The organism is Micromonospora sp. NPDC049047 (assembly GCF_040649135.1).
Lineage (GTDB): Bacteria > Actinomycetota > Actinomycetes > Mycobacteriales > Micromonosporaceae > Micromonospora.
In genome coordinates this window covers 41,610-55,812 of sequence record NZ_JBEZEY010000030.1, presented here as the reverse complement: position 1 = coordinate 55,812, position 14,203 = coordinate 41,610, and the positions used below count along the sequence as shown (strand labels likewise).

The 14,203-nt window shown below is 70.1% G+C and carries 12 protein-coding genes; 6 read left to right on the top strand and 6 right to left on the bottom strand.

All coding sequences use genetic code 11. The features are described 5' to 3' along the window. Positions 1-10 precede the first annotated feature (10 nt). Genes AB0B86_RS31060 through AB0B86_RS31045 form a run of 4 tightly spaced genes read left to right on the top strand, consistent with a single transcriptional unit; the run spans position 11 to position 3,761 of the window. A complete protein-coding gene (locus AB0B86_RS31060; RefSeq protein ID WP_357410788.1) occupies positions 11-961 on the top strand; it encodes a branched-chain amino acid ABC transporter permease in 951 nt (316 codons plus the stop codon). Then, positions 958-2,148 carry a branched-chain amino acid ABC transporter permease gene (locus AB0B86_RS31055; RefSeq protein ID WP_357410790.1) on the top strand — a complete coding sequence of 397 codons (1,191 nt, stop codon included), beginning with the start codon at positions 958-960 and terminating at the stop codon, positions 2,146-2,148. Before AB0B86_RS31060 ends, AB0B86_RS31055 begins: the two co-directional genes overlap by 4 nt. Before the next feature lie 43 nt (positions 2,149-2,191). Continuing rightward, positions 2,192-3,061: an ABC transporter ATP-binding protein gene (locus AB0B86_RS31050; protein WP_357410862.1), complete on the top strand. Its 870-nt coding sequence runs from the start codon at positions 2,192-2,194 to the stop codon at positions 3,059-3,061. Beyond that, positions 3,051-3,761, top strand: coding sequence for an ABC transporter ATP-binding protein (locus AB0B86_RS31045; RefSeq protein WP_357410792.1), 711 nt, complete (start codon positions 3,051-3,053; stop codon positions 3,759-3,761). Before AB0B86_RS31050 ends, AB0B86_RS31045 begins: the two co-directional genes overlap by 11 nt. Before the next feature lie 67 nt (positions 3,762-3,828). Here AB0B86_RS31045 and AB0B86_RS31040 read toward each other — a convergent pair whose 3' ends face one another. The 6 genes from AB0B86_RS31040 to AB0B86_RS31015 all read right to left on the bottom strand — a co-directional run bounded on the left by AB0B86_RS31040 (position 3,829) and on the right by AB0B86_RS31015 (position 8,258). Beyond that, the gene (locus tag AB0B86_RS31040; protein ID WP_357410794.1) at positions 3,829-4,374 is read right to left on the bottom strand and encodes a MauE/DoxX family redox-associated membrane protein; all 546 of its coding nucleotides are present in this window, start codon (positions 4,372-4,374) and stop codon (positions 3,829-3,831) included. Positions 4,375-4,502: 128 nt separating this feature from the next. Beyond that, on the bottom strand, positions 4,503-5,015 hold the full coding sequence (gene lepB / locus AB0B86_RS31035; RefSeq protein WP_357410796.1) for a signal peptidase I: 513 nt from the start codon (positions 5,013-5,015) through the stop codon (positions 4,503-4,505). A 14-nt stretch (positions 5,016-5,029) separates the two neighbouring features. Further along, positions 5,030-6,868: an ABC transporter ATP-binding protein gene (locus tag AB0B86_RS31030; RefSeq protein ID WP_357410798.1), complete on the bottom strand. Its 1,839-nt coding sequence runs from the start codon at positions 6,866-6,868 to the stop codon at positions 5,030-5,032. Next, positions 6,865-7,404, bottom strand: a complete 540-nt coding sequence (locus tag AB0B86_RS31025; RefSeq protein ID WP_357410800.1) for a TlpA disulfide reductase family protein — start codon at positions 7,402-7,404, stop codon at positions 6,865-6,867. Before AB0B86_RS31025 ends, AB0B86_RS31030 begins: the two co-directional genes overlap by 4 nt. A gap of 131 nt (positions 7,405-7,535) precedes the next feature. Then, entirely contained in the window at positions 7,536-7,733 is a 198-nt protein-coding gene (locus AB0B86_RS31020) for a hypothetical protein (RefSeq protein ID WP_357410802.1), read from the bottom strand. Between the two features lie 327 nt (positions 7,734-8,060). Further along, on the bottom strand, positions 8,061-8,258 hold the full coding sequence (locus tag AB0B86_RS31015) for a hypothetical protein (protein WP_357410804.1): 198 nt from the start codon (positions 8,256-8,258) through the stop codon (positions 8,061-8,063). Positions 8,259-8,424: 166 nt separating this feature from the next. Here AB0B86_RS31015 and AB0B86_RS31010 point away from each other — a divergent pair, with 166 nt between their 5' ends. Both AB0B86_RS31010 and polA read left to right on the top strand, forming a co-directional pair. Further along, positions 8,425-11,358 (top strand): BTAD domain-containing putative transcriptional regulator, encoded by a 2,934-nt coding sequence (locus tag AB0B86_RS31010; RefSeq protein WP_357420308.1) that lies wholly within the window; start codon positions 8,425-8,427, stop codon positions 11,356-11,358. Positions 11,359-11,450: 92 nt separating this feature from the next. Beyond that, the gene (polA, locus tag AB0B86_RS31005; RefSeq protein ID WP_357410808.1) at positions 11,451-14,150 is read left to right on the top strand and encodes a DNA polymerase I; all 2,700 of its coding nucleotides are present in this window, start codon (positions 11,451-11,453) and stop codon (positions 14,148-14,150) included. Positions 14,151-14,203 lie beyond the last annotated feature (53 nt).

The following is a 14,203-nucleotide window of genomic DNA, read 5'->3' as shown; positions in this document are numbered from 1 at the left end:
CGGAGCATCGGTGGACTTTGCAGAACTCGTCCGGGGCTTCCCGGAACTGACCACAACCGGGTTGGTGCAAGGAGCGATCTACGCGCTCATCGCCCTTGGCTACACCCTCGTCTACGGCGTACTTCGCCTGATTAACTTCGCGCACTCCGAGGTCTTCATGATCGGCACGTTCGGTGCCATCTGGACCTGGGCGGCCTTCGGGCTTGATAGCAACAGCAGCGCTCCGTCGGTGGGTGGCGCGCTGCTTCTCATCGCACTGGCGATAGTGGCCGCGGCGCTGCTGTCCGGCAGTGTCGCGCTCCTGATCGAGGTTACCGCCTACCGTCCGCTTCGGCGGCGCAACGCACCGCCGTTGGCCTTCCTGATCACGGCCATCGGCGCGTCGTACGCGTTGATGGAGCTGATGGGCACGCTCACCCAGCGCCGCCAGGTCGGCGCCCCGGCCCTGCTGCCCGCTGACACGCTGTTCAGCATCGGTGGCTGGAGCGTCACGCCGGTGCAGATGCTGACGCTGAGCGTGGCCATCATCATGATGGTGGGGTTGGACTGGTTCGTTAACCGCACCCGGTTCGGCAAGGGCATCCGCGCGGTGGCGCAGGACGCCAACACCGCCGCGCTGATGGGTGTCAACAAGAGCCGCGTGATCGCGCTGGTCTTCGTGCTTGGTGGTCTGATGGCTGGTGTGGCCGCCGTCTTCAGTGACATGAAGAGCGGAAACACCAGGTACAACATCGGTTTCCTGCTCGGCCTCAAGGCGTTCTCCGCCGCGGTGCTGGGCGGTATCGGCAACCTGCGGGGCGCGGCGATCGGCGGCATCCTGCTGGGCCTGGTCGAGAACTACGGGTCGGCGCTGTTCGGCTCGCAGTGGCGGGACCTCATCGCCTTCGTGGTGCTCATCGTCCTGCTGATGTTCCGGCCGACCGGTCTGCTGGGCGAGTCGTTGGGGAGGGCGCGGGCATGACCGCTCTGCGAGAGCGTTGGCACTCCGCATCGAGTGCCATCGGTCGGCGGGTCGACGGGCTGCCGAAGTCCGCCCGGATCACGGGACTGTTGGCCTTCATCGCCTTCCTCTACGTCCTGCCGAACAAGTGGTTCTACGAGTACCTGAACATTCCGGGTCTGTGGATCCCGCTGTACACCACGCGCAACGACATGGCGGCGGTGCTGTTCTACTGCGCGTGGATCGTGCTGCTGTCCCTCGGTCTGAACGTGGTGGTCGGGTACGCGGGCCTGCTGGACCTGGGCTTCTTCGGCTTCTTCGCCGTCGGCGCGTACACGGTGGCGTTGTTGACGTCGCCGGAGAGCAAGCTCATCACCGAGTACAACTGGCTGGAAAGCCCGTGGCCCTGGTTGGTCACTGTGCCTATCGCGATCGCCCTGGCGTTGCTGTCGGGTGTGCTGCTCGGTGCGCCGACGCTGCGCCTGCGTGGTGACTATCTGGCGATCGTGACGCTCGGTTTCGCGGAGATGATCCGGATCATCGCGAAGAACCAGGACTGGATCCTCAACGGTGACCGGGGCATCCCGCAGGTGGGGCACCCGCCGGGCAAGTACCCGGACGGCTCCGCCATCTTCCAGTTCGAGTTCAAGCCGTACTACTGGCTGCTGCTCACCGTGATCATCGGTGCGGTCTTCCTGATCCGGAACCTGGCCAACAGCCGGGTGGGTCGGGCGTGGGTGGCGATCCGTGAGGACGAGGACGCGGCCGAGTTGATGGGCGTGCCGACGTTCCGGTTCAAGCTGTGGGCGTTCGCGATCGGCGCGGCGGTCGGCGGTCTGTCCGGCACGTTGTGGGCCGGTCAGGCCAACTTCGTCAACTCGTCGACGTTCTCGCTCGAGAACTCGATCCTGGTGTTGGCGGCGGTGCTGCTCGGCGGTGCGGGCAGCATCGGTGGCGCGATCCTCGGCGGCTTCCTGGTCATCTACATTCCGGAGTGGCTACGGTCGGTGGGTGACGTCTTCGGCCTGCCGGAGACGGCTACCGTCTTCGGTAACGACTTCGACGTCAGCCCGACCTCGTTGCGCTATTTCATCTTCGGGATCCTGCTGATCATCGTGATGATCTTCCGACCGCAGGGTCTCTGGCCGAACCGGCGGCGGGCCGCCGAGCTCAAGGACCGGCAGAAGGAGGTGGCTGTCGTTGAGTGAGCCACGGATGGGTAGCGAGCGCGACGTCAGCAGCGAGCGCGACATGGCGATCGACGCGCGGACGACGGTGGGTAGCCCGCCGGAGACGTCGTCGACGCCGGACGAGGCGGTCAGTGAGCCGACCCCGTCGGCCGACGGTCGCAAGCCGCTGCTGGAGGTCGACCACGTCACGCTGCGGTTCGGCGGCGTGGTGGCCCTCAACGACGTCAACTTCACCCTCTACGAGGGGGAGATCCTCGGGCTGATCGGTCCGAACGGCGCGGGCAAGACCACCTGCTTCAACGCGATGACCGGCGTCTACGCCCCGACGACCGGCCAGATCCGGTTCCGGGGTGAGAAGGTCAGCGGCCGTAAGCGGTTCCAGATCACCAAGCTGGGCATCGCCCGTACGTTCCAGAACATCCGGCTCTTCCCGGAGATGACGGCACTGGAGAACGTGCAGGTCGGTGCCGACGCCAACCACAAGACGAGCGTTCCGAGCGCCTTGCTGCGGCTGCCGCGGCACTGGCGCGAGGAGCGGCAGGGCAAGGCGAAGGCCCACGAGCTGCTGGACTTCGTGGGCATCCAGGGTCGCTCCGGCGACCTGGCTCGCAACCTGTCGTACGGTGACCAGCGTCGTCTGGAGATCGCTCGGGCCCTGGCCACCGATCCCACGCTGCTCTGCCTCGACGAGCCCGCCGCCGGCTTCAACCCGGCGGAGAAAGTGGCCCTGCTGCAGCTGATCCGCAAGATCCGCGACTCCGGGGTGACCGTCCTGCTGATCGAGCACGACATGCGACTGGTCATGGGCGTGGTGGACCGGCTGGTGGTGCTGGAGTTCGGGCAGAAGATCGCCGAGGGGTCGCCGGCCGAGGTGCGCGACGATCCGAAGGTGATCGCGGCCTACCTGGGAGGTGTCGAGGATGCTGCTTGAGATCGACAATCTGAAGCTGCTCTACGGTCGCATCGAGGCGTTGCACGGCATCAGCCTGCACGTCGACCAGGGCGAGATCGTGGCGCTGATCGGCGCGAACGGCGCCGGCAAGACCACGACCATGAAGGCGATCTCGGGGCTGCACGCCATTTCCGGGGGCAGCATCAAGTTCGAGGGCAACGATGTCAGCCGGCTGCGCGCCGACCTGCGGGTGATCCGGGGGATCGGGCAGTCGCCGGAAGGGCGTGGTGTCTTTCCCGGCATGACCGTGCTGGAGAACCTGGAGATGGGGGCCTACACCCGTCGGGACAAGGCCGAGATCACCAAGGACCTGGCCATGGTGTTCGACCTGTTCCCACGGCTGCACGAGCGGCGTAAGCAGGCCGGTGGGACGCTCTCCGGCGGTGAGCAGCAGATGTTGGCGGTGGGTCGGGCGCTGATGACCCGTCCGAAGCTGCTGCTGCTGGACGAGCCGTCGATGGGCTTGGCGCCCAAGTTGATCCAGCAGATCTTCGAGATCATCACCCGGATCAACGAACAGGGCACCACCATCCTGCTTGTCGAGCAGAACGCCCAGCAGGCGCTCTCCCGGGCCCACCGGGGGTACGTGTTGGAGACCGGTCGGATCGTCAAGGAGGGCACCGGCCAGGAACTCCTGCACGACCCGGCGGTCAAGGAGGCGTACCTCGGCGTCGCGTGACGCGGTGACCGGCCGGGTGGCATCTGCCACCCGGCCGGTTTCGCGCGCTGTCGGTAAACGGCGGCGGCTACCGACCCGGCACCGACAGGGGCCGGAACACCTCGACCACGTCGTCGAGCCGGACCGTCAGCGCTGCCGCGAGCAACGCGAACGGGGCGGTGATGGCCAGGGCGGGCAGGTCGGTGGCGGGTTGCCACAGGACCGCACCGGCCCCGGCCACACCGACCAGAGCCAGTGTGGCGTTACGGACGACGTGACGCCGGCCGAAGGGCGCCGAGAGGTCGCCGCCGAAGCACCGGCACGAAGCGGTCACCCCGCGGCTCAGGGCGGTGGCGATGGCAGCCGAGAACCCGGTGAGCAACGCGGCGGCCAGCCCGAGCCCGCCGGCCGTCAACCCCGGTACCGGTAGCGCGAGCAGCAGCGCGCACACCGCGACCTCGGCGCCGGCGACTGCCACCGCCACGGGCCCCACCAGGCTCGCCGGCACCAGGCGCAGGGCTGCCACGGAGGCCACGAACTCCCCGAACCGCCGCCGGTCACGAAGCTTGCCCAGCACCGCGGCGAGGAAGATCAGGAAGATGAGAGATCGACTGAACGCGGCCACATAGGACACTGCTTGTCCTCCGGTAGTCGGAACCATTCGCTTGACGTCGCGCCGGCCGGGCCCGCCACACCCGGTGGGCCGAGGTGCTGGTGCGGGGCTGTCCGGCCGGCCAGCCCGTTTGTCGGTCTCGGGGCTGGTCAGGTCGGGCCCGTACCCCGGCGGACCGGGCCGAGGATCCGGGTTCCCGGCACGAAGCCGAACATCCGGGAGTCGACGCTGTTGTGGCGATTGTCGCCGAGCAGCAGGTAGTGCCCGGGTGGGACGAGGGCTGACCCGCCGGTGGGGTCGGGCACCCCGCCGGCCGCTGCACCGTCATCGTCGTGGTTCGAGGCGCGGAACTCCGTGGGCACCGGATCGCCGGGTCCAGCGACCGCACGCTTCACGATCCATTTCCGGCCGGCCAGCGGCGTCGTCCCGGCGGCCAGCGGCGTCGTCCGCCACCCGCCGTCCACCGGCCGCTCGACCACCACCATCTCGCCGGTCTTGATGCTGGCCGCCGGCACCCGGCGGACCAGCACCCGCTCACCCGGGCGGAGCGTCGGGGCCATCGACTGTCCCTCCACGGTGATGAGCGCCCAGCCGCGTCGCAACCAGATCAGCAGGCCACCCAGCACCAGCACGACCAGACCGCTGAGCACCGCGAAGACCATCTGCCGCTCACCTCTCAATTCGCAACCGGCTGGTAGCCCGCGGCCTGCAGGTTGAACAGCCGGGCGTACGTGCCCTGCGCCGCCAGCAGATCCTCGTGCCTGCCCTGTTCCGCTATCACCCCGTCGCGCAGCACCACGATGTGGTCGGCGTCGCGGATCGTGCCCAGCCGGTGCGAGATCAGCAGCGTGGTCCGCCCCTCGCGCAGCCGTCGCAGCCGGTGGTGCAGATCGGCCTCTGCCTCCGCGTCCAGGCCGGCGCTGGGCTCGTCGAGGATCAGCAGGTCGCGGTCTGCGCGCAGAAAGGACCGGGCGAGCGCGAGGCGCTGCCACTGTCCACCGGAGAGCAGCACGCCGGTGCTGACGTCGTCGCGGTCGGCCGGGTCCGCGAACATACGGGTGAGCTGGGTCGCGTACCCGTGCGGGAGTGCCATCACGGCATCGTGGGCGCCGGCCCTCTTGGCCGCGGTGGTGATGCGCTCGGTGTCGTCGAGGGCGCTGGTGTCGCCGAGGGCGATGTTTTCGGCAGCGGACAGGTCGTAGCACATGAAGTCCTGGAATGTCGCCCCGAGCCGGTCGCGCAACTGGCTGACGTCGAGCTCGCGGTAGTCGACGCCATCCCAGCACAGGCTGCCGCGGCTGGGGTCGTAGAACCGGGACAGCAGCTTCACGAGCGTGCTCTTGCCCGCGCCGTTGAGCCCGACGATGGCCACGGTCCGGCCGCGCGGAATGGTCAGGTTGAGGCCGCGCAACACCCAGGGGTGCCCATCGCCGTACCGGAACCAGACGTCGCGCAGTTCGATGGCCTGGCGCAGCGGCGGCACCGGCGCCGGGTCGGCGGGCAGCGCCAGATCCGGGGTGGCGGCAAGAACGTCCCGGTAGTGGGTGAAGCGCAGCAGTGCCTGGTGCGCGTCGGCGAACCTGCTGATCCCGGTGGCGACCGCCCCCTGCACCCCGGCCACGGCGGCGATGAAGATCGTCACGTCGCCAAGGCTGAGCCGACCCTGCCGGGCGGCGAGAATGGCCCAGACCAGGCCGGTGCCGGCGGCGATCGCACCGGTGAGCGCCAGCCCGGCCTGCACCAGGACCTCCCGCCGGTCCATCCGGCGGTTGGCCGCGTTGAGGGCACGCAACTCCGCGATCATCCGCTTGCCGAACAGGTCGCCGAGATTGAACAGTCGAATCTCCTTGGCCGCGGCCAGGCCGGTGAGCAGCTCCCCGTAGAAGTACTGGCGTCGCTCGGTCGGTGTGATCTGCCACATCACCGTCGCCCGTTGCCGGGACAACCGCAGCTCTGCCCGCATGGTGGGGATGGCCACCAGGGCGAGGACTCCCACCATCCACGGGTTGAGCAGGGCCAGCGTGGCGGTGAAGCCGACGATGGTGAGCAGGCCGGCAAGCAGGTCCAGCCCGCCGCCGGCGACCGCGATGGGGCTGTTGCGGCCGGCCTCGTCGGCCATGTTGAGGTGGTCGCGGAAGGCCGGGTCCTCCAGCCTCCCGAGGCCGGGCAGACGGTCGATCGCGCGATACATGTCGGCCTGGGCGCGGATCGAGATCCTTCGCCGCCACTCGGCCTCCACGTAGCGCAGCAGGTGCGGCAGCGTGGCCACGGCCACCCCGGTGAGCGCGAGCGCGACCGCGCCCCCGACCACCGCCGCCACCGGTTCGCCGCCAGGATCGGCGAGCCGGTCCACGACCAGCTTGGTGAGGAGGCCGACGCCCACCGGGGTCACGCCGGCGACGATCGCCAGCAGCGCTTGGAGGACCGCCATGCTGGGGGCCGATCGGTAGGCCAGGCCGACCGCTGCGATGACCAGCTGGCGGTCCACCCCACGCCGGATGTCCCGTGGTGTCACGCGGGCACCGGGGCGGGCAGGTCGGTCCATCCCGTACCGCTGCGTCGGACGGTGCCCGTCGTGTCGAGCAGACACCAGCAGGGAAACGCGGCGGCCTGGAACGCGGTGGCGAGGCTGCCGTCGGCGCCGTCGAGCACCACCCGGGCGACCTCGGTGAGTCGGCTGGCCAGCTCGGGCACCTCCGGCTCATCACCGGTCACCACCGCGAGGATCTGACCTCGACCACCGGGGAAGGCCGTGGCCTGCGTGACGAACCGGGGCAGCGCCTCCCGGCAGGCCCGACAGTCGGTCGAGAAGAAGACGACGAGCGTGTCCCCGGTCAGCTCCTCCCGGCGTACCGGCACTCCGTCCGTGTCGACGCCCTCGAAGGCGGCGGGCGTCTGCCCGGCCCCGATGATGCCCGGCCCGTCGCCGGACGGCCGACCGGCGAGCAACTCGCTGTGCTCACGCAGTCGGCGGATGATTGCCAGGGCCAGCAGCAGGTTCAGTGTCCCCAGCGTGCACGCGAGGACCACGGCGGTGATGAGGTACGGCACGGCGCTACTCCTTCTCGTGGATCCCCGGCCGACCGGGACGGTTGACGGGCATTTGGCGACAGTGATTGGCGAGACCCGGGCGGCCGGCGAGTGGAAGGCCGGCCGCCCGAGCCGTGACGTCAGCCGCTGGTTCAGCAGCCGTCCTTGACGCCCGTCCAGGGCCCGCAGGCGCAGTTGGTGTTCGTCCAGCAGGTCCGCCGCTGGTAGACGCCCCGGTTACAGCGGTATTCGTACCGCGTGTTGGAGCCGCAGTCGGCGGCCGAGGCGGTCACCTTCGGGGCGACGAAGCCGAGCAGGCGGTCGCCGATGGAGTTGACGATTCGGATCATTCGTTTTCACCTCCTTGAAGCTGTGTTGACAGCCATCGTGGATCTTCCGCTTGGTCATCGACTGGATGCGGAATGGACGACCGGAGCGTCAGCACGCCGACACAGAAAGTGATCTTGGCCACGGGGGGTGGCGTGGAGCCCGGAATATGGGACAGGGGATCTGCGATAGACATGTTGGGCCCGTTCGCCGCTTGCGGCGGTGACCGGCACCGCCGGGGTCGGCAAGACCACGGGACGGTTGGCGAGCAATCGGCGACAGTGCCGGGCGAGGCCCGGGCGGCCGGCGGGTGAAGGCCGGCCGCCCGGGCCGTGACGTCAGCCGCTGGGTCAGCAGCCGTCCCTGACGACGACCCATGTCGTGCAGGCGCAGCCGGGGCGCGCGAAGCAGCCCCGCCGCTGGTAGACACCGTTGTAGCAGCGGAACTCGTATCGCTCGATGGGGCCGCAGTCGGCGGCCGAGGCCGTCGCCTTCGGGGCGACGAAGCCGAGCAGGCGGTCGCCGACCGAGTTGACGATTCGGATCATTAGTTTCACCTCCTTCAATCTGTTGACAACCATCGTGGATCTTCCGCTTGGTCATCGACTGGATGCACAATGGACGGTCGGAGCGTCAGGACGCCGACAGAAAGCGATCTTGGCCACGGGGGGTGGCGTGGAGCCGGAATATGGGACAGGGGATCTGCGGATAGACATGTTGGGCCCGGTCCGCCTGTGGCGGGGCGTGGCCGAGCTGCCGGCGGGCCCGCCGCAGCGGCGGGCGGTGCTGGCGCTGCTGACGTTGGCCGCGGGCCAGCCGGTCGGGCGCGACGAACTGGTGGACGCGCTCTGGCCGACAGAGCCGCCGAGGCGCGTCACGAACGTGCTGCAGACCCACGTGAAGCATCTGCGTCGGGTGTTGGAGCCCGGCCGGACGGCGCGAAAACCCAGCCGGGTGCTGCCCTCGGTCGGCACCGGATACCGGCTGGCGGTCGATCCGGTCGCGGTTGACCTGTACCGGTTCCGTCGGCTGGTGGACGAGGCCCGTACCGCACACGCCGCCGACGACCAGGCGCGGGTCTGGGAGCTGACCGGATGGGCGTTGAACCTCTGGCAGACGCCCCTCGCCGACGTTCCGATGCTCGCCGGGCACCCCCGTACCGCTGCGATGACCACGGAGTCGCAGTTGGTGATCTCTTGGCGGGTGGATGCGGCGATCCGCATGGGCCGGGCAGCGGAGGTGCTCGCACTGGTACGCGCGGAGGCCCGCGCCAGGCCCCTCGACGAGCCGGCGCAGGCGGACCTGATGCGGTGCTACCTGGCCCTCGGCCGGCGGGCGGAGGCATTCGCCGTCTTCGAATCGACCCGCAGGCGTCTCGTGGCCGAGCTGGGAGTCGACCCCGGCGCCCTGCTCACCGACGCGCATCGGGAGTTGCTCGAACCCGATCGGAGCACGCCCGCCGTCAGCCGACCAGCTGCCCCTTCGGTGACCCTGGCCGGCTCCTCGGCCGTCGAGCAGCCGATCGGCCTGGCTGGCTCCTCGGCCGTCGAACAGGCGATCGGCCTGGCTGGCTCATCGGCCGTCGAACAGCCGATCGTGCCGGCCCAGCTTCCGCCCGACGCGGTTGCGTTCGTCGGTCGTACCGAGCAACTGCGGTGGCTCGACGACGTGGCGACGGGTGGGGCCAGCTGCCGTTCGCCGCTTGCGGTGGTGACCGGTACGGCCGGGGTCGGCAAGACCACGCTTGCGGTGCACTGGTCGCACCGGGCCGCCGAGTGGTTTCCCGACGGCCAGCTCTACGCCGACCTCCGGGGATTCGATGCGGGGACCGGTCCGGTCCGGGTCGACGAGGTGATGCGCGGTTTCCTCACCGCCCTCGGGGTCGCCACGGAGCGGATGCCGGCCGGGCTGACCGCCCAGGTCGGCCTCTACCGCAGTCTGCTCGTCGGCCGGCGGGTGCTGGTCCTGCTCGACAACGCGCGGTGCGCCGACCAGGTCCGCCCGCTGCTGCCCAGCTCCGCCGGTTGTTTCGCGGTCGTCACCAGCCGCGTCGACCAGCGTGGTCTCGTGGTCACCGGGGCCCGACCGCTCAGTCTGGGCCTGATGACCGAGGTGGAGGCGCGGCAGTTGCTGACCAGCCGGTTCGACTCGCCACGGGTGGCAGCGGCCCCCGAAGCGGTCGACCAGCTCGTGGCGGCCTGCGCCCGACTGCCGCTGGCACTCGCCATTGTGGCCGCCCGCGCCACCGCCCAGCCCCAGCTGCCGCTGGCGGCCCTGGCCAGCCAGCTGCGCGCCGGTGCCAGTGACCTCACCGCGTTCGCCGACGAGGACGAGTCCTTCGACATCCGGGCCGTCTTCTCCTGGTCCTACCGCGCCCTCCCCGCCGACGCCTCAGCGCTGTTCCGGCTGCTCGGCCTGCATCCCGGTCCGGACATCTCGGTAGCTGCCGCCGCGGCCCTCGCGGGTACGACAGTCGAGGAGGTGCGGCGCCCGCTCGAGCAACTGACCCGGGCTCACCTCCTTGTCGAACACCGGCCCGGCCGCTACGCCTGCCACGGCCTGCTGCGGGTCTATGCCGCCGATCTCGCCCGGGCCGTCGACCCGGAGTCGGTACGGCAGGACGCCGTACACCGGTTCACCGCGCATTACCTGGCCTGGGCGACGGTCGCCGACCAACTGATCTCGCCGTACCGCCCGCCGGGTCGACCGGCGCCGGGGGAGCCCGGCGTGGTCCGGGCCGGCGCGTCACCGGTCGGTCTCGGGGCCGAGCCGCCGAGCGAAACCGACACGGCGTTCGACTGGTTCGCCGCCGAGTGCGAGGTGCTGCTCGCGGTGATCAACCAGGCCGCGGCGAGCGGCTTCCACCGGTTGACGTGCGAGCTGGCGTGGAGCCTCACGACCTTTCTCGACCATCGGGCGCAGTGGCACGATCAGGCCACGGTGCAACGGATCGCCCTGGCGGCAGCGGGCCGGCTGGGGGACGAGTCGGTGCGGGCCCGCACCCATCGTGGCCTGGCCCGGGCCTACTCTCGGCTGGGCCGGCACGCCGACGCGAGTCGTGAGCTGCGGCAGGCGGTGCTCCTCTACGCGGCCCTGGGCGACGACGTCGGCCTGGCCAACACGGAGATGAGCCTCGCCGACTCCTGTGAGCGCCGGCTTCGCTACGCGGCGGCGCTGAAGCACGCCGAGCGTGCGCTGGCGCTGTATGAGGGGGCTGGCTACCGCCCGGGCCAGGCCAACGCGCTCAACGCGGTCGGTTGGTGCCGGGCCCTGCTCGGTGATCATGCCCAGGCGGTGACCTACTCGGCGCGGGCGTTGCGGCTGCACCAGCGTTTGGACGACCGGCGTGGAGCGGCGGACAGTTGGGACAGCATCGGCTACGCCAACTACCGCCGCGGCCGGCACCGCTCCGCCGCGCACTGTTTCCGGCATGCTGTCACGCTGTTCCGGGCGGTTGGGGACCGTTTCGCGGAGGCGTTGTCCCTGGCCCGGCTGGGTGACACCCACCACGCCGACGGTGACCCGGAGGCCAGCCGCGAAGACTGGCGTCTATCGCTTGCCATCCTGGCCGAGCTCGGCCATCCCAAGGCTGACGAGATGCGGGCGCGGCTCGCCGGGTCGTCGTTGCACGGACAACGCTCTGCGTAGCCGCGCGACGCGGGTGCCGGTGCGGAGCACTTCCCGACGTCACCGCATGCCGAGCCCGGAAGGTGTCGGTACGACGGACTAGAGTCGCTGCCGTGACAGCTACGACACCGCGCCTGCTCCTCGTCGACGGACATTCCATGGCATACCGGGCGTTCTTCGCCCTGCCTGTGGAAAACTTCTCCACCACGACGGGCCAGCCGACAAACGCGGTGTACGGCTTCACCTCGATGTTGATCAACGTGCTGCGCGACGAGCAGCCCACCCACATCGTGGTGGCCTTCGACGTCTCCCGCCGCTCCTTCCGCACCGACAGGTACGCGGAGTACAAGGCCGGCCGCAGTGAGACCCCTACCGACTTCAAGGGCCAGGTGAGCCTGGTCAAGGAGGTGCTCGCCGCACTCCAGATCCCGGTGGTCGAGAAGGAGGGCTTCGAGGCCGACGACGTCATCGCCACGCTCGCCTGCCAGGCCCGGGACCAGGGCATGACGGTGCTGATCAGCAGCGGCGACCGGGATGCGTTCCAGTTGGTCGACGACCAGATCACCGTCCTCTACCCGCGCAAGGGCGTCTCCGACCTGGCCCGGATGGACCCGGCCGCGATCGAGGCGAAGTACGGCGTCAGCCCGCAGCAGTACCGGGACCTGGCCGCGCTCGTCGGCGAGACAAGCGACAACCTGCCCGGCATCCCCGGCGTCGGCCCGAAGACCGCCGCCAAGTGGATCACCACGTACGGCGGGGTGGAGGGCGTGATCGCCCGCGCCGACGAGATCAAGGGCAAGGCCGGCGACAGCCTGCGCGAGCGGCTCGCCGACGTGATCCGCAACTACGAGATCAACAGGCTCGTCGCCGACCTGGAGCTGCCGCTGCGCCCGGAGGACACCCGCTGGACCGGGTGGGACCGGGAGGCCGTGCACCAGGTCTTCGACACCCTCGAGTTCCGCATCCTGCGCGACCGTCTCTACCAGTACCTGGAGGCTGTCGAGCCGGAGGCCGAGTCCGGGTTCGACCTTGCCGGCGAGGTGCTCACCGAGTCCGGGGCGCTGGCCGCCTGGCTGAGCACGCACGCGCCGACCGGCACGCCTGTCGGGTTGGCGGTCAAGCTCGACACCGGCGTCAACCGTCGGCACACCGCCTCGATCACCGGCCTGGCGCTGGCCACCGCCGGCGGCGCGGCGGCCTGGGTCGACCCGGCCCGGCTCGACCCGACCGACGAGGGCGCGCTGGCCGCCTGGCTGGCCGACGAGCAGCGGCCCAAGGTGCTGCACGACAGCAAGCCGGCAGTGCTGGCCTGCGCCGCGCACGGCTGGCAGCTCGCCGGCATCGTCCGCGACACCCAGATCGCCGCGTACCTGGCCCGCCCCGACCAGCGCTCCTACGACCTCACCGACCTGGCGCTGCGCTACCTGCACCGGGAGCTGCGGGTGGACGTCCCGGAGTCCGGTCAGCTCACCCTCGACGGGCTCGGCGACGAAGGCGTGGCCGAGCAGAACCTGATGCTCCAGGCCCGGGCCACCCTCGACCTGGCCGACGCGATCGACGCCGAGTTGTCCCGCGACGGCGAGCAGTCCGCCCGGCTGATGGCCGGGGTGGAGCTGCCGCTGATGCGGGTCCTCGCCGGCATGGAGAGCACCGGCATCGCCGCCGACACGGACTACCTGTCCGAGCTGGAGGCGCACTTCGCCGCCGAGGTGAAGGCCGCCGCGCAGGGCGCGTACGAGGCGGTGGGCCGGGAGTTCAACCTCGGCTCACCCAAGCAGTTGCAGGAGATCCTCTTCACCGAGCTGGGCCTGCCGAAGACCAAGAAGATCAAGACCGGTTACACCACCGACGCCGACGCCCTGCAGTGGCTCTACGCGCAGCAGCCGCACCCGGTGCTGGCCCACCTGCTGCGCCACCGCGACGTGGCCAAGCTCAAGTCGACAGTCGACGGGCTGCTCAAGTCGGTCTCCGACGACGGTCGGATCCACACCACCTTCAACCAGACGGTGGCGGCCACCGGACGGCTCTCCTCCACCGAGCCCAATCTGCAGAACATCCCGATCCGCACCGAGGAGGGCCGGCGGATCCGGCGGGCCTTCGTCGTGGGGGAGGGCTACGAGTGCCTGCTCACCGCCGACTACAGCCAGATCGAGATGCGCATCATGGCGCACCTGTCCTCGGACGACGCGCTGATCGAGGCGTTCAACTCCGGCGCCGACTTCCACGCCGCCACCGCCTCGTCGGTCTTCGGGGTGCCGCTCGACGAGGTCACCCCCGACCAGCGCCGCAAGATCAAGGCGATGAACTACGGCCTGGCGTACGGGTTGAGCGCGTTCGGTCTGTCCCAGCAGCTCGGGATCAACACCGAAGAGGCCCGTGGGCTGATGGAAAACTACTTCGCCGGTTTCGGCGGGGTGCGCGACTACCTGCACCAGGTGGTCGCCCGGGCCCGCCAGGACGGCTACACCTCCACCATCCTGGGCCGCCGCCGCTACCTGCCCGACCTGGTCAGCGACAACCGGCAGCGCCGTGACATCGCCGAGCGGATGGCGCTCAACGCCCCGATCCAGGGCTCCGCGGCCGACATCATCAAGGTGGCGATGCTGCACGTCGACACCGCGCTCGGCGCGGCCGGGCTGCGCTCGCGGATGCTGTTGCAGGTGCACGACGAGTTGGTCTTCGAGGTCGCCCCCGGTGAGCGGGAGGCGCTGGAGGCGTTGGTCCGGCACGAGATGGGCGGGGCGTACCCGCTGTCGGTGCCGTTGGAGGTGTCGGTGGGCGAGGGCCGCGACTGGAACAGCGCCGATCACTGATCTTGTGGTGGTTGCGGTGTGGGGGTTCCGGGGCAGCCCGCCCCACTCCGCGC

Bases quoted from the DNA above. Each gene is read 5' to 3' on its own strand.
- AB0B86_RS31055 (WP_357410790.1), top strand. From the start codon at position 958: ATGACCGCTCTGCGAGAGCGTTGGCACTCCGCATCGAGTGCCATCGGT.
- AB0B86_RS31050 (WP_357410862.1), top strand. From the start codon at position 2,192: ATGGCGATCGACGCGCGGACGACGGTGGGTAGCCCGCCGGAGACGTCG.
- AB0B86_RS31045 (WP_357410792.1), top strand. From the start codon at position 3,051: ATGCTGCTTGAGATCGACAATCTGAAGCTGCTCTACGGTCGCATCGAG.
- lepB (WP_357410796.1), bottom strand. From the start codon at position 5,015: ATGGTCTTCGCGGTGCTCAGCGGTCTGGTCGTGCTGGTGCTGGGTGGC.
- AB0B86_RS31020 (WP_357410802.1), bottom strand. From the start codon at position 7,733: ATGATCCGAATCGTCAACTCCATCGGCGACCGCCTGCTCGGCTTCGTC.
- AB0B86_RS31015 (WP_357410804.1), bottom strand. From the start codon at position 8,258: ATGATCCGAATCGTCAACTCGGTCGGCGACCGCCTGCTCGGCTTCGTC.
- AB0B86_RS31010 (WP_357420308.1), top strand. From the start codon at position 8,425: ATGTTGGGCCCGGTCCGCCTGTGGCGGGGCGTGGCCGAGCTGCCGGCG.